Below are 20,869 nucleotides of genomic sequence, written 5' to 3'. Positions count from 1 at the left end.
AGCGGGCTTGCTCGCGAAGGCGACCTAACAAACGCCGACAATTACAACTTGATCAACACCGACTTCAACTCGGTGTAATGCTCAATCGCCGCGTACCCCATCTCGCGCCCAACCCCGGACATCTTGTACCCACCAAACGGCAACGCCGGGTCCAGTGCGCTGTGGCAGTTGACCCACACCGAACCGGACTTGATCCGCGGAATCATCCGGTGCACCGCCGCCAGATCGTTCGACCAGATACTCGCACCCAGCCCATAAGGGCTGTCATTGGCCATGCGCAACGCATCGGCCTCGTCATCGAACGGAATCGCCACCAGCACCGGCCCGAAGATTTCCTCCTGCACCAGTGAGTGCTTCTGATCGACATCCACAATCACCGTCGGTTTGACGAAAAAGCCTGGCCCGAACTGTTCACCACCACAGGCGATGGTCGCGCCGCTTTCCCGGCCCTTTTCGATGTAACCGTAAACCCGCTCCTGCTGACGCGCCGAGATCAGCGGCCCCATTTCCACTGTAGGGTCCAGACCATTGCCGAGCTTCATGGCATTGGCGATGTCGGCGATGTCCGCCACTACATTGTCGAAATGCTTGCGCTGCACATACAGCCTGGAGCCGGCGCAGCACACCTGGCCCTGATTGAAGAAAATCGCGCTGGCGGCACCGGCTGCGGCGGACTTCAGGTCGGCGTCGGCCATGACGATGGTCGGCGATTTACCGCCCAGTTCGAGAGTCACCCGGGTCATGGACTCCATGGCGATCTTGCCGATCTGCTTGCCCACGGCGGTGGAGCCGGTGAAGGTCAGCTTGTCCACCAGAGGGTTATGAGTCAGGGCGGAACCCGCCGTGATGCCAGTGCCTGTGACCACGTTGAACACGCCTTCGGGGTAACCGGCTTCCAGCACCAGTTCGGCGAGTTTCAGTGCAGTCAGCGGGGTTTCGTCGGCGGGTTTGAGCACCACGGTGCAACCGGTGGCCAGGGCCGGGCCGAGTTTCCAGCAGGCCAGCAGCAGCGGGAAGTTCCAGGCAACGATGGCGCCGACCACGCCCACCGCTTCGCGGCGGATGAAGCTGTGGAATTGATCGTTGGGCATCAACGGCAACGACACTTCAACGCTGGAGCCTTCGATCTTGGTCGCCCAACCGGCCATGTAGCGCAGGAAGTCGATGGACAGTTGCACGTCCATCACCTGGGCCACCGCCGCACTTTTGCCGTTGTTCAGGCATTCCAGTTGCGCCAGCAGTTCGGCGTCGCGTTCCATCAGGTCGGCGAGTTTCCACAGCAGGTTCTGCCGCTCCCGAGGTCGGGTGCGGGTCCAGGCCGAATCATCGAAGGCCTGACGGGCGGCGAGCACGGCGCGGTCGACATCTTCGGGCGTGGCCCGCGGCACGACGCACAGCACTTCACCGGTGGCCGGGTTGTGCAGTGGCATGGTCTGGCCATCGGCGGCCTCGACCCAGTCGCCGCCGATAAGCATGCGCGGGGCCCGCTGGATGAATGCCGAGGTGGCAGGAAGCAGATAAGGGAGTGACATGGCGAGGCCTCTTATTGTTCGTGAGAACAAGGCTTTCGCAATGGCTGTGCCAAGTGCCCGCAAAGGCAGGACCGCCCTTGGTTGACGGGGTTTTGGGGGCTCAAAGGCTATCGTGGGCGCTATGAGGTTGTTGCAAATTGCGACAGCTATGAGACGACGAGCAACCGGGTGGCGACCTTGAGGTGTCGATTATTGAGGATTAAGATTTTCTGGATCGGTGGGTGAAGTGACGGACCGTTCATCCGGCAATACATCTGGCGTGAGGGAGGTATCGATGTTCCTTTCAACACTGGAAATTCAAAACATCATTGAACACAGCTTTCTGCCGTCCGTTTGTACCTGCCACATGGAGGCAGACCAGTCCTTGACGATTCGGGTCTGTGATTGCATGACCGGCAAAGTGGACCTGGTGGCCACCCATGTTCCGCTGTGGACGCTGGACAGTCCTCATGCAATCGCGTCGCTGGTAGCAGACATGCGGCACGAGATCGACGTGCACAAAGGCATTCACCCCACCTTTAACACTTGAACCGGCGTCACGCCGCACCGTTGTAAGACGGTGCGGCCCGCGCCGATTGATCAAGCTGCAAACTTCCGGGAAATTTCTTCGAACGTGTCGCCATCCACGGCAGCCAGTAGTTTTCTACCGTCCTTGAGTGTCGCCAGAAAGGTCACCTCGGTTTCCTTGCCCGCCAGCATGAATCCGGCAATTGCGCCGATGGGCCCCAACAGCATGGCCCCGGCCACGCCAAAGCCAATGGCATCCTTGATGTTGTTGATCGAATCCTCATTGGCCACTTCCACACGCTTGAACGATGAGAGCGGGAGGGTAATGCCCGGCCATGGGTGAAGCGACGTTCTGAGGGTGAAAACGCCGTCTCTGTACTCTCCATCACCTTGCAGAAAGTCCCCCGCCAGGACAGTGATGCTTGCCATTTTCTTATCCCCTGGTGGCAACCGGTGAACGACCATTTCGCGCTTGCAGGGGAGCGACGTCAATCGTCGGCCGATGAGCTGTTCCAATCGTGCCATCTATGCTTGTCTCAGACTGCAACACGTGTCGCGATATTAGACGCAGGTAATCACGTCCAGCGTTATCGCAACGTCGTTGTTTTTTCATAACCACTTGATTTAAAAGCCAATCATCAAGCTGGCACGCTCCGTGTATTGCTCATTGCAGACGTTTCTCTTGCCTCCGTCAGCGGTGCGCCGCCGACGGCAGAAACCATAAAAACGATAAGCCACAACAATAAGAAAGCACCGTGCGAGGTTCGACGTTGATGAAGAGAAAACTCCGATCAGGCCTGAGTGCCAGTCTGCTGGCCGTGGCCGCCTGTGTGGCGCTGCATTCGCCTTACAGCCTGGCAGCCCGCGACGCCCAGACCATCCTCAAGGAAACCTGCCAGGGCTGTCATACCCCCGAAGCCGATAACGCCCTGAGCCGCATCAGTCACCAGCGCAAAACGCCGGAAGGCTGGCTGATGAGCATCGCCCGGATGCAGATCATGCACGGTTTGCAGATCAGCGATGACGACCGCCGCACCCTGGTCAAATACCTGGCCGACACCCAGGGCCTGGCCCCAAGCGAAACCGATGGTGTGCGTTACGCGCTGGAACGTCGCCTCAATACCGTCGAGAAATTCGACGACCAGACCAGCCAGATGTGTGGCCGCTGCCACTCCGGTGCGCGGGTCGCCCTGCAACGGCGCCCGGCTCAGGAATGGGAGCGTCTGGTGAACTTCCACCTCGGCCAATGGCCGTCCCTGGAATACCAGGCACTGTCTCGCGACCGCGACTGGTTCGACCTGGCTCGCAAAGACATGGTGCCGCTGTTGGCCAAGCGTTATCCGCTGGACAATCCAGCCTGGAAAAAGTGGCAGAGCAGCGCGCCGAAAGCCGAGGCGCTGGTGGGCGACTGGAGCTTCAGCGGCCACTTGCCAGGCAAGGGTGAATTGGCCGGCGTGATGAGCGTCACGGCTGATGGCAGCGACACGTTCAAGGTCAGCGTCAAAGGCCAATACGCCGATGGCAGTCCGTTCAACGGCGATGGCAGCGCGATTCTCTACACCGGCTACGAATGGCGCGGCAATGTGACCATCGACGGCGTGACCATGCGCCAGGTGTTCGCCGCCCAGGGCAACGCGATGCAGGGCCGGATGTTCGAGGCCGAGCACGACGAGCGTGGCCTGGATTTCGTCGCCGCCAAGCAGGGCAGCAGCCGTTTGCTGGCGGTGCAGCCGGGTTACCTGAAGGCTGGCGCTGAAACTGAAGTCACTCTGATCGGCAGCGGTCTTTCCGGCAAACCGGACTTCGGCAAAGGCGTGGAAGTGGTCGAAGTACTGGAGCAAAGTCCAGAGCGCCTGCGCGTCAAGCTCAAGGCTGCGGCCAATGCTCAACCGGGTCTGCGCAACGTCACCGTCGGCACGCTGAAAGGTCCGACCCTGTCGGTCTACAGCAAGATCGCCGAAGTCAAAGTCGTGCCCGAATTCTCGGTGGCGCGGATCGGCGACGGCGGCGGTTCGACGCCGAAAGTCCAGGGCCGTTTCGATGCCGAAGCCTGGGGTAAGGGCGCCGACGGCAAGCCGTATCGCATCGGCGTGTTCCCGGCGCAGTGGTCGGTCGAAGCGTTCGACGACCGCGCCAAGGAAGACGAGGACGTCAAGTTCGCCGGCACCATGCAGGCTGACAGCGGTGTGTTCACACCGGGCGATGCAGGGCCAAACCCGCAGCGCAAAATGTCCACCAACAATGCCGGCAATCTCAAGGTGATCGCCGCCGTCGACGATGCAGGGAAATCCCTGACCGGCGAAGGCCACATGATCGTCACCGTGCAACGCTGGAACAATCCACCCATTCCATGAGTTGGCTGATTTGCAGGGTTTCAGACACTTTTTTGGAATGACCGCGAGCCCCGTAGAACGGGGTTTGCACAGGAGGTTGCAATGGGCGCTATTTTGAATCTGGTCGAGCGGAATCTGCACGAAGTGCACGTCGATGCCGACCGCATGCTGTTTCACATTCCCAGCAGTTCGCTGTTCGCCAGCGATGAGCTGACCGGCACCATCATCGATACCTTACGCGGTCCCGGCTGTTCGTCGGACGACCTGATCCAGCGCTTGGCCGCGCGCTTCAACGGCGAGGAAATCACCGAGACCTTGCGTGAGCTGATGGCCCTGGAACTGGTCAGCGACGGCTCGCCGCTGACCCCGGACATAGGCACCAAACGGGTCGAGCGCACCGCGATCAATACCGTGGTGCTCAACGTCAATACCGGCTGCAACCTGAGCTGCACCTACTGCTACAAGGAAGACCTGGACAAGCCGTCGGCCGGCAAGAAAATGGACGTCGAAACCGCGGTCGCCTCGGTGGAAATGCTGCTGCGTGAATCGCCGGACGAAGAGCGTTTCACCGTGGTGTTTTTCGGCGGGGAGCCGCTGAGCAATCGCAAGCTGATCGAGTACATGGTCGACTATTGCGAGAAGCGTTTCCGCGAGGCGGGCAAGTTCGTCGAGTTCGTCATGACCACCAACGCGACGCTGCTCACGGAAGAGACCGTCGACTACCTCAACGCCCACCGTTTTGGCCTGTCAGTCAGTATCGACGGACCGAAAACCGTGCACGACCGCAACCGCATCACGGTGGGCGGGCAGGGCACGTACGACGTGGTGCGGCGCAAGGCTGAAATGCTGCTGTCGCGCTACAACAGTCGTCCGGTCGGTGCCCGTGTGACCCTGACTACCGGCGTTACCGACGTTGAAACCATCTGGGATCACCTGTTCAACGAACTGGGTTTTGCCGAAGTCGGGTTTGCCCCGGTGACTTCCGGCGACATCAGCACTTTCAACCTGTCCAGCGACGAACTGATCGAAGTCTTCGCCAACATGAAGAAACTCGGCCGGCGTTATCTGGAAGCGGCGCTGGAGCATCGCAATATCGGTTTCTCCAACCTGCACCAGCTGATCACCGACATCCACGAAGGCCACAAAAAAGCCCTGCCGTGCGGCGCGGGCCTGAAGATGCTGGCGGTCGATCACAAAGGTGAATTGAACCTGTGCCACCGCTTTACCGGCTCTTCCTTGCCTACTTTTGGCAACGTCCACAGCGGGGTGAAACAGGTGGAGTTGAACGACTTCCTGTCGCAGCGCCTGGACCGCACCAACACGGGTTGCGAGGACTGCCAGATCCGCAACCTCTGCTCCGGCGGCTGCTACCACGAGAGCTACGCACGTTACGGCGACCCGACCCACCCGACCTATCACTACTGCGAACTGATGCGTGACTGGGTCGACTTCGGCATCGAGGTCTACACCCGGATCATGGCCCACAACCCTGCGTTTATCAGCAGCTACATCACTCCGCGCAAGGCTCACTGATATGAAACATCTCAAGGCAATCAATAACAAAGCGCTGAAACTGGATGAGGCCGCGGCCGAGAACCGTATCGAAGAAGTGGTGGCGATGAGTTCCGTCGCCGGCTGCGCCTCGACCACCGACCCGGGTTGGGAAATCGACGCCTTTGGTGGTGTGTCGTCGCTGTGCCAGCCGATGGAAGCCGACCTTTATGGCTGCTCCGACCCGTGCTGGTGGCCGGCCCAGGTGCCCGACATGATGAGCACCTACCCGGACTGGAACAAGGATGCCCAGGCGTCCAATGAGAACTGGCGCAACCTCGGGACTGTCTTTCCCAAAGACAAATAATCGGACAGAAAAAAGGATTCCAGCATGCATCGCATCACAGCCTGCGGCCTGGCCGCATTCGCCGTCCTGAGCGCCTGTTCGCTCAACGTTCTGGCCGATGAAAACACCGCCCTGCAAAGCGGTCACGAGTACATGGTGACCACCAATTACCCAAACAATCTGCACGTGATCGACCTGGCCACGGACACGTTGTTGAAGACCTGCAAGATGCCGGACGCCTTCGGTCCCGGCACCGTTCAGTTGTCGCCGGACCGCAAGACCGCCTACGTGTTGAACAATCACTACGCGGATGTCTACGGCGTTGAACTGGACAGCTGCAAGCAGGTGTTCCACGCCAGCATCACCCAGAAACCGGGGGAGAAAGCCAGGTCGATGTTCGCCTTCACCGTCAGTCATGACGGCAAGGAACTGTTCACCATCGCCAACCCGACGTTGATGCTCAATGATCGCTACGAAGTGCAGCAACCGCGCCTCGATGTGTACGCCACCGATGCCGGCATGGATGCCAAACCCGTGCGCAGTTTCCCGGCGCCACGACAGTTGACCATCATGCAGAGTGGGGACGACGGTACGCTGTACGTGGCCGGGGCGGATGTCTACAAGGTCGATGTGAAGACCGGAAAGTTCGACGTGCTGATCCCCAGTCGCCACTGGAAACGCCCGAACTACAGCGCGCCGGACGTGCTCTACGTGTGGAACCAGCAGACCTACCGGCATGATTTTTCGCTGCTCTACACTGCGGCGAAATTCAAGGACAAGAAGCAGGATCCAGCGACTGCCGAGTACCTCTACGGGCTGTTCAGCATCGACCTGAAAACCGGCAAGACCGAAACCACCGACTTCGGCCCGTTGACGGAAATCTACTTCAGCGGCATGCGCTCGCCGAAGGAACCGAACCTGATGTTCGGCGTGCTCAACCGTCTGGCAAAGTACGACATCAAGGAGAAGAAAATGCTTCAGGCGGCGACGCTGGATCATTCCTACTACTGCATTTCGTTCAACAAGGACGGCAGCAAGATTTATCTGTCGGGGACGTTTAACGATGTGGCGATCTTTGATGCCGATAGCCTGAAGCAGATCGGCAGCATCAAGTTGCCGGGTGGGGATATGGCGATCACCACCGCGCAGGTATTTGTCCGGTAATTGCTTCGCTTGTGAGGACGCTTTCGCGAGCAAGCCCGCTCCCACATTCAACTGTTTTCTTTCTGAAAGAACTCGGTCGAATGTGGGAGCGGGCTTGCTCGCGAAGAGGCCCTCACAGACGCCCGGACATCAAGCCCCAGGCACCGGGCAACTCAAATCCCCCTCCTGACACTTCAGATAATTCTTGAAAGTCTCAACCCGCGCCTTGGTCAACTCAGTGATGCAATTGCTGTAGATCAGCGGATACACACTCCCGCCTTCGACCCCGGCGCTCGAGAACTTGCACTCGGCATCCCGAAACGCAATCCACGAACGCTGCGCCCCGATCAGCAGCTTTTTACTGTCGGGGTTACTCTTCAGTCGCTCATTGATCTGCTGGTAAAGCGCATTCAACTCCTTGTCCGCCGTCTTGTGCTGCTGTGCCGCACATTGATTCATCGTCGCTTGATCGGTGGCGTTGTCGCAGTCCACAGCATAAGCGGCAGTAGTGAACAGCAGAGGCGTCAGCGCCAGGAGAAAGCGTGGGTGCATGGGGATTCTCGCTGTGACAGGTAAGTTGGGATGCAGTTATGTGCCGTATCCGGCGCTCTATGTTTGCCATTCAGGGCATTTTTTAATCGATTCATAGGCAAGCCACGGCACGTCATGTGTCGTCCAGATATGCGCCTGAGGCGTCATTTTCGGATCATCGTCCAGCGTCGCCACACGAATAATGACGTGGGGTTGGGCCAAGCGTTCAGCCATCAAGTGTGAACCGCAGACCGAGCAGAAATGCCGAAGCTTGCCCGGTGACGATTCGTAGCTGCTCAGGCGGTCCTGGCCTTTGGTCCAACGAAAATGTTCGCGCATGACCCCGGCTGTCGAGGCGAATGCCGCCGCGTGTGCCTTGCGACAGGTTTGGCAGTGGCAATGACTGATGGGCATGTCGAGGCTATCGAGTTCGTACTCGATGGCTTTGCACAAACAGCTGCCATGCAGGCTATTCATCGCGTACTCCTGATTGCGTGAGGGTGGCTACCGGCAGCAAAGCGTCAGCCGTGGCTTCGATATCGTAGCGCCAACGCAGCTTCTACAGCCAACCGTGCAAGTGAAAGCTGCATGAATCGTCCTTGTCTGAGTCAACGTCGTCCGGAACGTTAGCAGTTTCGGGCGCTGAGTTTCGTCTTCACGAAAGAACTTACACCTTGAAATGCAGCCGAATATTTCAGGTAGGGTTGATTGCGATACCCGATTGATACAACTTTAGGGTTGGTCTTGTGGTCTTACAGGCCTACTGTTCAGTACAGGAGGTGACTTATGAATCCAGCATCAGATCGCATCGAAAGGAAGATCCTGCTCAAAACGCCGCGCTCGCAGGTATGGCGTGTGCTGGCCAATGCCGAAGCCTTCGGACAGTGGTTTGGCGTGGCGCTGGAGGGCAAGCGTTTTGTCGCCGGTGAATGGACCCAGGGGCAAATTACGTACCCGGGTTATGAGCACTTGCTGTGGAACGTACTGGTGGAGCGGGTCGAGCCGGAACGGGTGTTTTCGTTTCGCTGGCATCCGTACGCGATCGAGCCCGATATCGATTACTCCCAGGAACCCACCACATTGGTGAAGTTCGAGCTCGAAGACATGGATGAAGGCACCTTGCTCAAGGTTACCGAATCCGGTTTCGATCACATCCCTCAGGCGCGCCGGCTCAAGGCGTTCCGCATGGACAGTCGCGGCTGGGATGAGCAGATGAGCAATATCGAAGAATTTCTCAAGGTCAATGCCAAGGAACGCGAGCGTCAGTCGGAGTGATGGCTGCATGTTCGAATGGTGGCTGAAACGCCGGTCGTTTCTCGAGATACACACTTTGGCGGCTGAATATTCGCTGCAAGCCGCTAAATTCGCGGCTTCAACGCCTGAAACCTTACCCGTCTAAGGGTTTTCGGAAGGGTGGATATAGCGAATGTCCTACACGCGATGGTAGCTATGTCGTCTATTGCATATTGGATCCTAAGCGTAATCTAGCCTCATCAACCGAAGCACAGGAAGTGCTCGGGATCACGGATGATCGACCATAAGCAAGGAATCGCTGCCGACAGGGAGTCGTAATGGTCTTGGGAAACCCGCTTCGGCGGGTTTTTTTTCGCCTGTCGAAAGCTGCACCCTGTAGGACCGGCAGCCAGGCCTTGGCTGCCGGCCGGGATGGATCAGTGTGCTGACAGCTGATCGAGTTTCGACGCTGCACGCGCAGTGATTTGCGAGCGCAGTTTCAACGACCCGGCGGCGCGTTCGCGGGCTTCCTCCAGCACGCTGGCCGGGGCCGTCTCAGGGCTGCCCGAGGTAAACGGCGGTGCCGGGGCGTATTCGAGCTGCAACTGCACCAGCTCAGCCGTGTCCTTATCGAACAGCTCCGCGGCCAGGGTCAGGGCAAAATCGATGCCCGCCGTGATCCCGCCACCGGTTAGAAGATTGCCGTCGCGCACCACCCGATCCTTCACCGGGATCGCCCCCAAAGGCGCCAACAATTCGTGATAGGCCCAGTGGGTGGTGGCGCGTTTGCCTTTCAACAGACCCGCTGCACCCAGCACCAGCGCGCCGGTACACACCGACGTGACATAACGCGCGTTAGCTGCTTGCGTCTGGATGAAGGCCAGCGTCTGTTCATCCTCCATCAACGGCCCGACGCCAGCGCCGCCAGGAATGCAGATCACATCCAGCGGCGGGCAGTCGTCGAACGTGATGGTCGGTTTCAGCACCAGGCCCGTGCTTGCGGTAACGGGCATCAGGTCCTTCCAGATCAAATGCACCTTCACGTCCGGCAGCGAGGCCAGTACGTCGTAAGGGCCGGTGAGGTCCAGTTGCTGAACCTGTGGAAACAACAGAAAACCGATCTGCAACGTCATGGCATTTTTCTCATGAGGTGGGTGGACGACTTCACTTTAGGCTCGTAGGATTTGGCGCATACGCCAATAACCCCACGAATTACGCCAATCATGTCGAAAACCATTCACGTGCTCGCCTTTGCCAATGTGCAATTGCTCGACGTCACCGGGCCGTTGCAGGTGTTCGCTTCGGCCAACGATATTTCCCGCCAGCAAGGTTTTCCGCCACCTTATGCGCCGACGGTGATTGCCCGCGGCGGCGGGGCGGTGATGTCGTCGGCGGGGCTGGCGCTGTTGGCCGAACCGTTGCCCGAAGTGGCCAGTGACACGTTGATCATTGCCGGTGGCTGGGGCGTTTACGACGCGGCGCGGGATGAACCGCTGGTCGCCTGGATACGTAAACACGCGGCGGGTTGCCGGCGGGTGTCGTCGGTGTGTACCGGGGCATTTTTGCTGGCGGCCAGCGGCTGGCTCGATGGCCGGCGGGTGGTCACTCACTGGAGCCGTTGCGAGCAGTTGGCGCAGCAGCATCCGCGGCTACAGGTTGAACCCAATCCGATTTTCATCAATGACGGCCCGGTCTGGACTTCGGCCGGTGTCACTGCCGGTATCGATCTGGCGCTGGCCATGGTCGAAGAGGATCTCGGTCGCACAATGGCCCTGGAAGTCGCCCGGCAACTGGTGGTATTCCTGAAACGCCCCGGCGGCCAGTCGCAGTTCAGCGTCACCCTCTCTTTGCAAAAGGAAGGCAACCGTTTCGACGAACTTCATGCCTGGATCAGCGAAAACCTCACCAAGGATCTGGGCATCCCGACCTTGGCCTTGCAGGCCGGCATGAGCGAACGCAGTTTCGTCCGCCATTACCGCGCCGACACCGGCCAGACGCCGGCCCGGGCCATCGAACTGATTCGGGTCGAGACCGCCCGGCGTTTGCTCAGCGATACCGGCGTGCCGATCAAACGGGTGGCGGTGCAATGTGGATTCGGCAGCGAAGAGACGCTTCGCCGCAGTTTTCTGCGGGCCATGGGCGTGACCCCGCAGGCCTATCGCGAGCGTTTCAGCGTCAGCCTTCCAGCAGATCCAGTAATGCCTTGACCGTTGCCTCGGGCGCTTCTTCGGGAATGTGATGCCCGACCCCGCCGGTGAAGTGGGCGATGTCTTCGCCTGTTTTTCCTAGGCTTCGATTTCCGCCACCTGATTGAAGTATTTCGACCGATCCGGCGTAAACGTCACCACCATGTTGGTCCGCGAACAGGTCAACGCCCGTTCCGCACTCAAATCGATATCCAGATCTTCCCCGCGCAACCCCTGCCACTGGGCGAGGTACTTGAGGGATCCGTATTTTTCGAGTTTTTTCAGGCTGCGGCTGACGCCGCCTTTCCAGCCCAGCACCGGCAGTTCGCCGGCAAGGCAGCGTTGGGCGAGTTCGGGGAAACGGGCGGCGCGTTGGCGGCCGATTTCCCAGCATTTGATCAGGCCTTTGTCGTGGGCTTCCCACAATTCGTCGCGGTTCAGGCCGGACCTGAGTGGGGTGTCGATGCTGCGGTGGATGCGCTGGGACATTCGGGTTCCTTGAATTCGGGTTTTATTGGACAGCTCCGCTGTACCCGTTGGTGGTCGATGGTAGGGGGGGATGTAACGGCTGGCAACAAAGGATTTTCTGGAAGTGAACGCGGGTGTTGTTTATGAAATGTCAGGCCTTGGCCTACACAAAACCTGTGGCGACACGGCCTCAAGGCTGCCAGAAACTCTTCTCCCCACTCAATTTCCGATCCAGGAAACACGCCGCACTGATCAGTGCCAAATGCGTCAGCGCTTGCGGCGTATTGCCCAGATGCCGCGCATGGCTGTCGAACTCTTCGGCGTACAACCCCAGCGGATTGGCGTACCTCAGCAATTGTTCAAATTCCAGGTGCGCCTTTTCCACCCGTCCGGCGCGGGCCAGGCATTCGACGTACCAGAATGAGCACGCGGCGAAGGCGCCTTCGGTGCCGTCGAGGCCGTCGATCCGGGCGTGATCATTGCGATAGCGGTAAACCATGCCGTCGCGTACCAGATGCTTTTCGATGGCGTCGAGGGTCGCGAGCCAGCGCGGGTCTTTGGCGCTGACGAAGCGCACCAATGGCATCAGCAGCATCGAGCCATCCAGCGTGGTACCGCCAATGTGCTGGACGAAGTGCCCGCGCTCCTCGTTCCAGAAATTCCCCCAGATATCCGCGTAGATCGCTTGTCGGGTCTCATCCCAGCGGGCGAACGGGGCGGGCAGTGAGCGTTTGGAGGCGAGGCGAATGGCCCGGTCCAGTGCCACCCAACACATCAACCGAGAGTGCAGAAAGTGATGCTGCTCGCCGCGCATTTCCCAGATGCCGACGTCCTGTTGCTCCCAGGTTTCGCAGACCTGATCGACCACTTCTATAGTGTGTTTCCAGCCTTCATGGGAGATGGCGTCGCCGTATTTGTTGACCAGGTACACCGCGTCCATCAGCTCGCCGAAGATGTCGAGCTGGACCTGATCGTAAGCCTGATTGCCGATCCGTACCGGTGTTGCGCCGCCATGGCCGGCGAGGTGCGAGAGTTCGAATTCCGGCAACTCCTGACGGCCGTCGATGGCGTAGAGGATGTTGAGCTTCATCGATTTGCCTTGGCAGTCACTGACCCTACCGCGCAGCCAGCGCATGTAATCGTTGGCTTCCTGGACGAAGCCCAGGCGCATGAACGCGTAGACCGTAAACGAAGCGTCGCGGATCCACGTGTAGCGGTAATCCCAGTTGCGTTCGCCGCCAGGCGTTTCCGGCAGGCCGAAGGTCGCGGCGGCGAGGATTGCGCCGTGTTTGCGTGAGGTCAGCAGCTTCAGCGCCAGGGCCGAGCGATTGACCATTTCCCGCCAGCGGCCGCGATAGTTGGATTGGCCGATCCAGTCGCGCCAGAACTTCAGGGTGCGTTCCAGGCAGATCGCGGCGACGCCTTCCTTGAACCGAGGGTCGTCGATACCGCCGAGCAGGAATTCGGCGCTCTGGTCCTGTTCGAGGGTGAATTCGGCGACAGCGGCATGGCCATCGATGCGTAAAACCTGATCCGAAGACAGGCGCAGGGACGGTTGATTGGCGGCCTCGAAGGTCACGTCTTCTTCATCCATGCGGGCGCGAGTCTTGGCGCGAGCGTAGTCATGACGTACGGCGCAGCGCATGTGGAACGTTGCCTGGCCGCTGACCACACGCACCCGGCGCATCAGCATCGGCGTGTCATCTTCGCTGTCGCCGATGGGCAGCAAGTCGGTGACTTCGACGACGGCGCGGTCGCTGAGCCAGCGGGTTTGCAGCACATTGGTGTCGGGCAGGTAAATCTGTTCGCGGCGAGCGTCGGGTAAGTCCGGGAACAGCTGGAATATCCCGGCCTCGGGGGTATCCAGCAACGAGCAGAAGATCGACGGGCTGTCGAATTCCGGCCAGCAGAAAAAATCCACGCTGCCCTTGTCATTGACCAGTGCCGCGCTGCGCATGTCGCCGATGATGCCATGGGCATCGATAGCGCTTTGTCGTTCGGGATGATGATCAGCCATTGGCGCGAAACTCCGGGAGCCTTGTGGCGAGGGCTTAACTAGCTGACCGGCGGGCGGTGATGAGAGTTCACGCCGAACCCTGAAAGTTTCGTCACCTGACACCTGATCGTTCCCACGCTCTGCGTGGGAATGCAGCCAGGGTCGCTCTGAGGCGTTCCCACGCAGAGCGTGGGAACGATCAGGTCACGGGGTAGCGGCTTCACATTCAACCAACAATTGCCTGCTTTCCCCTCAATCAAGCTTATGGCAACTTGCAGGCCCTTGTTGAGACCTGCACTTATGGCAAACCCCTATCGCGAACTGTTCAAAGCCCCAGGCAGCAGCGCCTTTGTGCTGGCCGGGATGATCGCGCGGATGCCGATTTCCATGACCGGCATCGGCCTGATCACCATGCTCTCGCAGTTGCAGGGCGGGTATGGATTGGCCGGCGCCGTGGCGGCGACGTTTGCCTTGGCCACAGCGTTTTGTGCGCCGCTGGTTTCGCGGCTGGTTGACCGTTTCGGGCAGCGTCGGATTTTGCCAGTCTCGGCGCTGATCGGTGGCGGGGCGTTGCTGCTGGTGTTGCTTTGCACGCGCTTGCAGGCGCCGAACTGGACGTTGTTTGTGTTCGCAGCGCTGGCCGGTTGCATGCCGAGCATGTCGGCGATGGTGCGTGCGCGCTGGACCGAGGTGTATCGCGGCCAGCCTGAACTGCAAACCGCTTATGCGCTGGAGTCGGTGCTGGATGAGGTCTGTTTTATCGTCGGGCCGCCACTGTCGGTGGGGCTGTGCGTGGTGGCGTTCCCCGAGGCGGGGCCGTTGGCGGCGTTGCTGATGCTGGCGATCGGCGTGACGGCGTTTGTGCTGCAACGTGACACCGAGCCGGCGATTCATCCCCATGAAGAGCATCATCAGGGCTCGATCATTCGTTCCAGCGAGATTCAGTTGCTGATGCTGCTGATGGTCGCCATGGGCACCATCGTCGGTGTGGTGGATGTGGTCAGCGTGGCGTTCGCCCAGCAGCAGGGCCAGCCGGCGGCGGCAAGCATTGTGTTGTCGGTGTATGCCATCGGCTCTTGCCTGGCGGGGCTGGCGTTTGGGGCGTTGCGCTCGAAACTGCCGCTGCCGCAACTGTTCCTGTATGGCGGGGTGGCGACGGCGGTGACCACGTTGCCGTTGTTGCTGGCGACGAACATCCTCGGGCTGTCGCTGGCGGTGTTTGTCTCCGGGCTGTTCTTTGCGCCGACGCTGATTGTGGCGATGGCATTGGTGGAGCGCATCGTGCCACCGGCCAAACTCACGGAAGGCCTGACCTGGCTGGTCACCGGGTTGAGCATTGGCGTGGCGATCGGCGCGGCCAGTTCCGGCTGGCTGGTGGATGCGTTCGGCGCGCGCAGCGGGTTCTGGGTGGCGATTGCGGCTGGCGCGGTGGTGCTCGGTTCGGCGGTCCAGAGCTTCCGCCACTTGAAATAAAGAATCCCTGTAGGAGTGAGCCTGCTCGCGATAGCGGTGTGTCAGTCAACTTGATGGTGACTGACACACCGCTATCGCGAGCAGGCTCACTCCTACAGGGGGATGTGTATGACTAATTCCCTTCGGCGTTCATCCGTTCATCTATACAGACAACTTTTCGAGGTGCGCCCGGTGACCCAGCTGACATTGCTCTGCCTGCCCTATTCGGGCGCGAGTGCCATGGTCTACAGCCGCTGGCGGCGCAAACTGCCGGAGTGGCTCAAGCTGCAACCCGTGGAGTTGCCGGGGCGTGGCGCCCGGTTTGGCGAACCCTTGCACACCGACATGCGACGCCTGGCGCTGCAACTCGCGCAGGAACAAAAAGCCACGCTCAAGACGCCGTACGCGCTGTTCGGGCATAGTCTTGGCGCGTTGCTCGCCTGTGAGATGGCCCATGCGTTTCGCTCGCTGGGCTGCCCGGAACCGGTGGCGCTGTTCGCTTCCGGTACGGCTGCACCGACGATGCGGGCCGATTACGACCGGGGTTTTGCCGAACCGAAAACCGATGCCGAATTGATCGAGCAATTGCGCACCCTCAACGGCACCAGTGAAGAGGTGCTGGCCAACGAAGAACTGATGAGCCTGACGCTGCCAGTGCTGCGCGCGGACTTTCTTTTGTGCGGCCGTTTCGAACCGCAACAGCGCCCGGCGCTCAAGTGCCCGATCCATGTACTCGGCGGCAAGGCTGACCGCGCCACCGCTGAACAGTTGATCGGCTGGAGCGAGGAAACCCGCGGCAGTTTCTCGGTGGACATGCTGGCGGGCGGACACTTCTTTATCCATGAGCACCAGGCCAAGGTGTTGCGGCTGATCAAGGATCAGCTGGAAGTTCACCATCGGCGGCACGCCATGGCCGCCAGCGCCTGACAGAGCGAGTCTGTTCGCTCCCACAGGAACCGCGTTTAAACAACTGGAGTATCCAAAAAAATGCCCGTATCTCGCGATACGGGCATTTTTCATTTCAGCTCCGCCACTCAGAAATCATACTTTGCGGTGATCTGCATGTTACGCGGCTCGCCGTAGAACGTAGTGCCGAAGTTGCCCAGGCCCGTCAGGTACTTCTTGTCGAAGATGTTATAGGCATTGACGGTGAAGCTCAGGTGATCGTCGTACTGGTAACGGGTCATCAGGTCCACGAGGGTGTAGCCACCTTGCTTGAGCATGGTGCTGCCGCCCTCGCCACCGCCCACGTTCGGGCTGTAGCTCTGGCCGTAAAACGCGCTTTGCCAGCTGACACCGCCACCGACGGTGAACTGGTCAAGCGCGCCGGGCAGACGGTAAGTGGTGAATGTACGAATCACGTGTTCCGGTTTACTGGTGGCCAGCGGGAAACCGAAGATGCGCTGTTCGTCCTTGTCACGGGTGCGGGCGTAGGTGTAGCCGGCGGACACGTTCCAGTCCTGCGCCAGTTCGCCGGCCAGTTCCAGTTCTACACCATTGGTGGTGGCACCGTCGGTGGCTTTGAAAATGCCATCGCCGGTATTCAAATCAGTGCCGACCGATTGAGCGACGTTGTCCTGCTCGATGCGGAAAAATGCCAGGCTGGCGTTCAGTTTGCCTTCGAAGTAGGCCGCTTTCAGGCCGGTTTCGTAGCTGTCGCCTTCGACCGGTGCCAGGGTCGAACCGTTGATGTCCTTGTTGATCTGAGGTTGGTAGATCTTGGTGTAGCTGCCGTAGACCGAATAGGTATCGTTCAGGTCATAGACCACACCGGCGTAAGGCGTGACAACCCCGTGTTCCTTGTAGCTGGCGTGAGTGTCGGTGAGGGTGCCGCCCGGAAAGTAAGAGTAATCCTCGTTGTACTTGAAGGTGCTCAGGCGGCTGCCGAGGATGAACGACAGGTCGTCGGTCGGACGCAGGCGCGTGGCCAGGTAAAGACCGTTCTGGCTCTGGGTGCGTTCGTACTTGCCGTTTTTCGGGAAGTCCTGTTTCGGCAGGCTGCCGTTCCAGTCATAGATGCTGCCCGGCACCAGTTCGAAGGCGCTGGTGTCGTACGTCGAGCCGGTCTGGCGCGAGTGCGATGCCATGAAGCCGGCTACCAGTTCATGCTCGCGACCGCCCAGGGAGAACGGACCGGAGACGCTTACGTCTGCGGTGTTCTGCACGCGATGACCTTCCCAGCGACCCCAGTAAAGGAAATTGCCTTCGCCCGTGGCGCGGTCCGCGTAACCACCGCTGGCCGAGGCCAGTTGGGTATCGTGATCGGTGGTTTTCTGGTCGAAGCTGGCCTTGAATTTCCAGTCATTGGCCAGCGCTTGTTCCAGCGACGAGAAGTAGGTGACGCTGTCGAAATCACGACGGCTCCAGTCGGCACCCGGGTTGAAACTGCGAGAGAAGTCGGTACGGCCGCCGTCGGTGAAGTACGGCGAGTTACCGGTCCAGGAGCTGCCGCGCGGGGTGGCACTGGACTTGTCGACGCCCAGGGTCAGCAGGGTATCGTCGGTGAGGTCGGCTTCGAGCACGCCGTAAAACAGGTCTTTCTTCTGGCTGTAGTGGTCGGTGTACGAATCTTTGTCCTGCAGGGCACCGACGAAGCGACCGCGCACGCTGCCGGAATCGTTCAGTGAACCGGAGATGTCGCCTTCGGTGCGGTAGTTGTCCCAGTAACCGGCGGTGGCGCTGACCGAAGCCTTGAACTCCTTGGTCGGCTTCTTGCGGATCAGGTTGACCGTGGCGGACGGGTCGCCAGCGCCAGTCATCAGGCCGGTGGCGCCTTTGATGACTTCGATGTGGTCGAGGCTGGCGGCGTCGTCGCTGTTGTTGGGGTTCTCACCGTACACGCCGTCGTAGGGGATGTTGACGCCATCGTACTGGAAGTTGGTGATGGCAAAGCCACGGGCGGAAAACTCGGTACGGTCACTGTCGTACTTCTGCGACGTGACGCCGGGGGTATTGCGCAACGCATCGCCAACGCTTTGTACGCCGCGATCGTCCATCTGCTGACGGGTGATTACGGTGACTGATTGCGGGGTTTCGCGAATTGTCAGCGGCAACTTGGTCGCGGTGGTGGTGGCGCCGGTGGTGTAGGAACCGGTGTCTTCAGTGGTCAGGCCCAGGGCCTGGCCGGAAATGGTGGTCGCACCCAGTTGCAGGCTCGCGCCGCCGGTTACCAGCGTGACGGTATTGCCGCTGATCTGGAACGAAATGCCAGTGCCTTTGAGCAGGGCGGCGAGGGCGTCGGATGGTTCAAGTGAACCGGACACTGCGCGAGACTTGATCCCTGCAACCTGGTCCGGGCTGTAGAGGATTTGCAGAGGGGTCTGCATGCCCAGTTCGGTCAGCGCGCTGGAAAGCGATTGACCTGCAATGTTCACTTTTACAGGTGCAGCATTGGCCATCGAGCTCCCCAGCAAGGTGGCGGCCAGCATTACGCTTGTGAGCAGGGTGCGATGCAATGTCGGGCGCTGTACGGCCAACGCGAGTGGTGTGCGGCGTATTTGAGGTCGCATTACTTACCTGAGCTCCTGAAAAGTGTTGTGCAGAGTTTTGTTAATAAGAATGATTATTAGACGCGGCACGAGCACAAAACCGGAAAGAAACCCGTTAAATAAATGTCGAAATGATGGAATGACCGGGTGTATACGGCCCTGTGGCGAGGGAGCGGTGCAGGGGCTGCTCCTACAGGTGAAGCAACGTGCAGCCGCTCGTTCTTGACTATTTGTCAGGCAATGCGAAGCAATACTTTAAATCTATATGAGAATTACTATAAATTACGCACCTCAAGCTGCCACTATCGTGCTACTGCCTATCTCGGTGGTCGCCGATCTGGCTCAAGGATAGAAACCGCACCCCTGCGGCCGGGAGTCATGTTGGAAAACTACTATCGCGAGCTGGTGTGTTTTTTGAACGCCAAGCTGGGCAACCGTCAGGTCGCCGAAGATGTGGTGCATGACGCTTATCTGCGAGTTCTGGAGCGTTCCAGCGCCACGCTGATCGAGCAGCCTCGGGCGTTTCTGTACCGCACCGCGCTCAACCTGGTGATCGACGACCATCGGCGTAATGCCCTGCGTCAGGTCGAACCCCTGGAAGTGCTCGACAACGAAGAGCGCCACTTCACCCCATCCCCTCATCACAGCCTCGATCACGACCAACGCCTGGAGATGCTCCAGCGTGCATTGGCAGAATTGCCACGGTTGTGCCGCGAGAGTTTCCTGCTGCGCAAGATCGAAGGCCTTTCGCACCCGGAGATCGCCGAACACCTGGGCATTTCCCGGGCCCTGGTGGAGAAACACATCGTCAATGCGATGAAGCATTGCCGGGTGCGGATGTTGCAATGGGATGCCCATTGATCCGGCCCCATGTTCGCCGGTTTGGCTGACAGTAATGCTCCTACAGAAAATCGTAAGTTTTGGCTTTTCGGAAAAGTCCTACAGAAACATCGACAAGTCTTCCGTAGCCTTGCGGCCTCACGAATTCGATACCCTCTTGGGGGCCCGCATTGTCGAACAAAGCCTTACGTATCCTGATCGCCGACGAGTTGCATTTTCATCGCATGAAGGTCGAGCGACTGTTCAATCAACTCGACTATTACCGGATAGCACCGGTGCACAGCCTTGAAGAGCTGTTGACCCTGGTCGAATACAGTGGCGAGCCATTTGATCTGGTGGTCATCAATGCCTCGCTGGCGGGCAAGGCATTGAACCTGTTCGATTTCTTTCTTGATAACCAACAGGTTCATCACGCCTTGATCTATGACGGTCAGCAGGCGCAACTGCCGGCCATTCCTGCCTGCGCTCATCAGAAGGTGGCGGTGAGCCACACACTACTGCCTGACCTGGCGTCCATTTCGCGGTTGATGTCAATCATCGATCCTCGGCTACCGTTCGTCGGTACTGTCATTTCTGTCAGGTAGTTGCGCCTGGTTTTCCATGCAAAAGTCTTTACGTCGCCGGTGCGTTCAACCGGGTCGGGTGTATGGGCATTGATTATTCAATTGTCGTTTTTGTTGCTCAGGAGTTGCCATGAAGTCAGCGCTGATTGTGGACGATCATCCGGTGGTTCGCGCCGCAGTCAAAATCGTACTGATGCAGGAGGGTTTCAAGCGGATATACGAAGCGGCGTGTGGTAAAGAGGTCTTGCCGAAGATCCGCGAACACAAGCCTGATCTGGTGATACTGGATCTGCTGATGCCCTCGCTCGACGGGCTGGATGTACTGGCGCGGATCAAGACCAGTGGGGTGCCCTGTCGAGTACTGGTCTTCACGTCCCAGGAACCCATGTTTTATCAGGATCGTTGCATGCACGCCGGCGCCGCAGGCTTTATCACCAAGTCCAATGACTTGCAGCACTTGCACAGATCCGTGCACGCCGTGATGGCCGGTTACACCTATTTCGCCCAGCTACCCTCGGCGTCGGTGGCGCTGAACACGATACAACTGAGTGAAAAACAGATGATCGATAAGCTTTCCGACCGGGAACTGACGATTCTTCAGTATCTGTGCCGGGGCTTCAGCAACAAGGCGATCGCTGAATGTACGCACTTGAGCCACAAGACCGTCAGCACCTACAAGACCCGTCTGGTTGGAAAACTCAATGTGGAATCGGCGGTGCACCTGAGGGATTTTGCCAAGCGTAATCATCTGATCTGAGCG

20 protein-coding genes and 1 pseudogene are annotated in these 20,869 nt (G+C 59.3%); 12 read left to right on the top strand and 9 right to left on the bottom strand.

Features of this window, described 5'->3' with window-relative positions; translation table 11 throughout:
- Positions 1–41: 41 nt before the first annotated feature.
- Positions 42–1,532: an aldehyde dehydrogenase family protein gene (locus PFAS1_RS02690; RefSeq protein WP_074878672.1), complete on the bottom strand. Its 1,491-nt coding sequence runs from the start codon at positions 1,530–1,532 to the stop codon at positions 42–44.
- A 274-nt stretch (positions 1,533–1,806) separates the two neighbouring features.
- Between PFAS1_RS02690 and PFAS1_RS02685 the strand changes: the two genes are divergently transcribed.
- Positions 1,807–2,061 carry a DUF1652 domain-containing protein gene (locus PFAS1_RS02685; protein ID WP_074878670.1) on the top strand — a complete coding sequence of 85 codons (255 nt, stop codon included), beginning with the start codon at positions 1,807–1,809 and terminating at the stop codon, positions 2,059–2,061.
- A gap of 50 nt (positions 2,062–2,111) precedes the next feature.
- On the opposite strand, the gene PFAS1_RS02680 is transcribed toward PFAS1_RS02685, so the two are convergent.
- Positions 2,112–2,468, bottom strand: coding sequence for a hypothetical protein (locus PFAS1_RS02680; RefSeq protein ID WP_074878668.1), 357 nt, complete (start codon positions 2,466–2,468; stop codon positions 2,112–2,114).
- A gap of 344 nt (positions 2,469–2,812) precedes the next feature.
- Here PFAS1_RS02680 and peaA point away from each other — a divergent pair, with 344 nt between their 5' ends.
- The 4 genes from peaA to peaD all read left to right on the top strand — a co-directional run bounded on the left by peaA (position 2,813) and on the right by peaD (position 7,373).
- Positions 2,813–4,393, top strand: a complete 1,581-nt coding sequence (peaA, locus tag PFAS1_RS02675) for a quinohemoprotein amine dehydrogenase subunit alpha (protein ID WP_076028107.1) — start codon at positions 2,813–2,815, stop codon at positions 4,391–4,393.
- 81 nt (positions 4,394–4,474) lie between these two features.
- Entirely contained in the window at positions 4,475–5,905 is a 1,431-nt protein-coding gene (gene peaB / locus PFAS1_RS02670; RefSeq protein ID WP_076028106.1) for a quinohemoprotein amine dehydrogenase maturation protein, read from the top strand.
- Position 5,906: 1 nt separating this feature from the next.
- A complete protein-coding gene (qhpC, locus tag PFAS1_RS02665) occupies positions 5,907–6,230 on the top strand; it encodes a quinohemoprotein amine dehydrogenase subunit gamma (RefSeq protein ID WP_008145336.1) in 324 nt (107 codons plus the stop codon).
- Between the two features lie 24 nt (positions 6,231–6,254).
- A complete protein-coding gene (peaD, locus tag PFAS1_RS02660; protein WP_076028105.1) occupies positions 6,255–7,373 on the top strand; it encodes a quinohemoprotein amine dehydrogenase subunit beta in 1,119 nt (372 codons plus the stop codon).
- 129 nt (positions 7,374–7,502) lie between these two features.
- On the opposite strand, the gene PFAS1_RS02655 is transcribed toward peaD, so the two are convergent.
- Both PFAS1_RS02655 and PFAS1_RS02650 read right to left on the bottom strand, forming a co-directional pair.
- Complete coding sequence (locus PFAS1_RS02655) at positions 7,503–7,904, bottom strand: lysozyme inhibitor LprI family protein (protein WP_076028104.1); 402 nt, start codon at positions 7,902–7,904, stop codon at positions 7,503–7,505.
- A 57-nt stretch (positions 7,905–7,961) separates the two neighbouring features.
- A complete protein-coding gene (locus tag PFAS1_RS02650) occupies positions 7,962–8,360 on the bottom strand; it encodes a GFA family protein (RefSeq protein ID WP_076028103.1) in 399 nt (132 codons plus the stop codon).
- A gap of 309 nt (positions 8,361–8,669) precedes the next feature.
- Between PFAS1_RS02650 and PFAS1_RS02645 the strand changes: the two genes are divergently transcribed.
- Positions 8,670–9,158: an SRPBCC family protein gene (locus PFAS1_RS02645; protein WP_076028102.1), complete on the top strand. Its 489-nt coding sequence runs from the start codon at positions 8,670–8,672 to the stop codon at positions 9,156–9,158.
- Between the two features lie 395 nt (positions 9,159–9,553).
- On the opposite strand, the gene inhA is transcribed toward PFAS1_RS02645, so the two are convergent.
- Positions 9,554–10,249, bottom strand: a complete 696-nt coding sequence (gene inhA / locus PFAS1_RS02640; RefSeq protein WP_076028101.1) for an isonitrile hydratase — start codon at positions 10,247–10,249, stop codon at positions 9,554–9,556.
- A gap of 90 nt (positions 10,250–10,339) precedes the next feature.
- Between inhA and PFAS1_RS02635 the strand changes: the two genes are divergently transcribed.
- The gene (locus PFAS1_RS02635; protein WP_076028100.1) at positions 10,340–11,323 is read left to right on the top strand and encodes a GlxA family transcriptional regulator; all 984 of its coding nucleotides are present in this window, start codon (positions 10,340–10,342) and stop codon (positions 11,321–11,323) included.
- Here the strand turns inward: PFAS1_RS02635 and PFAS1_RS30295 are convergent.
- The 3 genes and pseudogenes from PFAS1_RS30295 to PFAS1_RS02625 form a co-directional block, all read right to left on the bottom strand.
- Positions 11,292–11,390, bottom strand: a pseudogene (locus PFAS1_RS30295) (alpha/beta hydrolase); the annotation flags it as partial. The gene PFAS1_RS02635 and the pseudogene PFAS1_RS30295 overlap by 32 nt on opposite strands.
- Positions 11,391–11,401: 11 nt before the next feature.
- Positions 11,402–11,791, bottom strand: a complete 390-nt coding sequence (locus PFAS1_RS02630; protein ID WP_076028099.1) for a hypothetical protein — start codon at positions 11,789–11,791, stop codon at positions 11,402–11,404.
- A 169-nt stretch (positions 11,792–11,960) separates the two neighbouring features.
- A complete protein-coding gene (locus PFAS1_RS02625; protein ID WP_076028098.1) occupies positions 11,961–13,787 on the bottom strand; it encodes a glycoside hydrolase family 15 protein in 1,827 nt (608 codons plus the stop codon).
- Between the two features lie 279 nt (positions 13,788–14,066).
- Here PFAS1_RS02625 and PFAS1_RS02620 point away from each other — a divergent pair, with 279 nt between their 5' ends.
- Complete coding sequence (locus PFAS1_RS02620) at positions 14,067–15,239, top strand: MFS transporter (RefSeq protein WP_076028097.1); 1,173 nt, start codon at positions 14,067–14,069, stop codon at positions 15,237–15,239.
- A 171-nt stretch (positions 15,240–15,410) separates the two neighbouring features.
- Entirely contained in the window at positions 15,411–16,145 is a 735-nt protein-coding gene (locus tag PFAS1_RS02615) for a thioesterase II family protein (RefSeq protein WP_076028096.1), read from the top strand.
- A 107-nt stretch (positions 16,146–16,252) separates the two neighbouring features.
- Here the strand turns inward: PFAS1_RS02615 and PFAS1_RS02610 are convergent, their stop codons facing one another.
- Positions 16,253–18,727, bottom strand: a complete 2,475-nt coding sequence (locus tag PFAS1_RS02610; protein ID WP_076028095.1) for a TonB-dependent siderophore receptor — start codon at positions 18,725–18,727, stop codon at positions 16,253–16,255.
- Between the two features lie 357 nt (positions 18,728–19,084).
- On the opposite strand from PFAS1_RS02610, the gene PFAS1_RS02605 reads away from it, so the two are divergent.
- The 3 genes from PFAS1_RS02605 to PFAS1_RS02595 all read left to right on the top strand — a co-directional run bounded on the left by PFAS1_RS02605 (position 19,085) and on the right by PFAS1_RS02595 (position 20,866).
- Entirely contained in the window at positions 19,085–19,567 is a 483-nt protein-coding gene (locus PFAS1_RS02605) for a sigma-70 family RNA polymerase sigma factor (protein ID WP_076028094.1), read from the top strand.
- 149 nt (positions 19,568–19,716) lie between these two features.
- The gene (locus PFAS1_RS02600) at positions 19,717–20,130 is read left to right on the top strand and encodes a chemotaxis protein CheY (protein ID WP_076028093.1); all 414 of its coding nucleotides are present in this window, start codon (positions 19,717–19,719) and stop codon (positions 20,128–20,130) included.
- Positions 20,131–20,239: 109 nt separating this feature from the next.
- On the top strand, positions 20,240–20,866 hold the full coding sequence (locus PFAS1_RS02595) for a response regulator transcription factor (RefSeq protein WP_076028092.1): 627 nt from the start codon (positions 20,240–20,242) through the stop codon (positions 20,864–20,866).
- Positions 20,867–20,869 lie beyond the last annotated feature (3 nt).

Source organism: Pseudomonas frederiksbergensis, assembly GCF_001952935.1.
GTDB classification, from domain to species: Bacteria; Pseudomonadota; Gammaproteobacteria; order Pseudomonadales; family Pseudomonadaceae; genus Aquipseudomonas; species Aquipseudomonas frederiksbergensis.
This window is presented reverse-complemented; position numbering and strand designations above follow the sequence as displayed.

What these genes read in the sequence shown, in the direction of transcription:
- PFAS1_RS02690 (WP_074878672.1), bottom strand. Translation starts at nt 1,532, where the DNA reads ATGTCACTCCCTTATCTGCTTCCTGCCACCTCGGCATTCATCCAGCGG.
- PFAS1_RS02685 (WP_074878670.1), top strand. Translation starts at nt 1,807, where the DNA reads ATGTTCCTTTCAACACTGGAAATTCAAAACATCATTGAACACAGCTTT.
- PFAS1_RS02680 (WP_074878668.1), bottom strand. Translation starts at nt 2,468, where the DNA reads ATGGCAAGCATCACTGTCCTGGCGGGGGACTTTCTGCAAGGTGATGGA.
- peaA (WP_076028107.1), top strand. Translation starts at nt 2,813, where the DNA reads ATGAAGAGAAAACTCCGATCAGGCCTGAGTGCCAGTCTGCTGGCCGTG.
- peaB (WP_076028106.1), top strand. Translation starts at nt 4,475, where the DNA reads ATGGGCGCTATTTTGAATCTGGTCGAGCGGAATCTGCACGAAGTGCAC.
- qhpC (WP_008145336.1), top strand. Translation starts at nt 5,907, where the DNA reads ATGAAACATCTCAAGGCAATCAATAACAAAGCGCTGAAACTGGATGAG.
- peaD (WP_076028105.1), top strand. Translation starts at nt 6,255, where the DNA reads ATGCATCGCATCACAGCCTGCGGCCTGGCCGCATTCGCCGTCCTGAGC.
- PFAS1_RS02655 (WP_076028104.1), bottom strand. Translation starts at nt 7,904, where the DNA reads ATGCACCCACGCTTTCTCCTGGCGCTGACGCCTCTGCTGTTCACTACT.
- PFAS1_RS02650 (WP_076028103.1), bottom strand. Translation starts at nt 8,360, where the DNA reads ATGAATAGCCTGCATGGCAGCTGTTTGTGCAAAGCCATCGAGTACGAA.
- PFAS1_RS02645 (WP_076028102.1), top strand. Translation starts at nt 8,670, where the DNA reads ATGAATCCAGCATCAGATCGCATCGAAAGGAAGATCCTGCTCAAAACG.
- inhA (WP_076028101.1), bottom strand. Translation starts at nt 10,249, where the DNA reads ATGACGTTGCAGATCGGTTTTCTGTTGTTTCCACAGGTTCAGCAACTG.
- PFAS1_RS02635 (WP_076028100.1), top strand. Translation starts at nt 10,340, where the DNA reads ATGTCGAAAACCATTCACGTGCTCGCCTTTGCCAATGTGCAATTGCTC.
- PFAS1_RS02630 (WP_076028099.1), bottom strand. Translation starts at nt 11,791, where the DNA reads ATGTCCCAGCGCATCCACCGCAGCATCGACACCCCACTCAGGTCCGGC.
- PFAS1_RS02625 (WP_076028098.1), bottom strand. Translation starts at nt 13,787, where the DNA reads ATGGCTGATCATCATCCCGAACGACAAAGCGCTATCGATGCCCATGGC.
- PFAS1_RS02620 (WP_076028097.1), top strand. Translation starts at nt 14,067, where the DNA reads ATGGCAAACCCCTATCGCGAACTGTTCAAAGCCCCAGGCAGCAGCGCC.
- PFAS1_RS02610 (WP_076028095.1), bottom strand. Translation starts at nt 18,727, where the DNA reads ATGCGACCTCAAATACGCCGCACACCACTCGCGTTGGCCGTACAGCGC.
- PFAS1_RS02605 (WP_076028094.1), top strand. Translation starts at nt 19,085, where the DNA reads ATGTTGGAAAACTACTATCGCGAGCTGGTGTGTTTTTTGAACGCCAAG.
- PFAS1_RS02595 (WP_076028092.1), top strand. Translation starts at nt 20,240, where the DNA reads ATGAAGTCAGCGCTGATTGTGGACGATCATCCGGTGGTTCGCGCCGCA.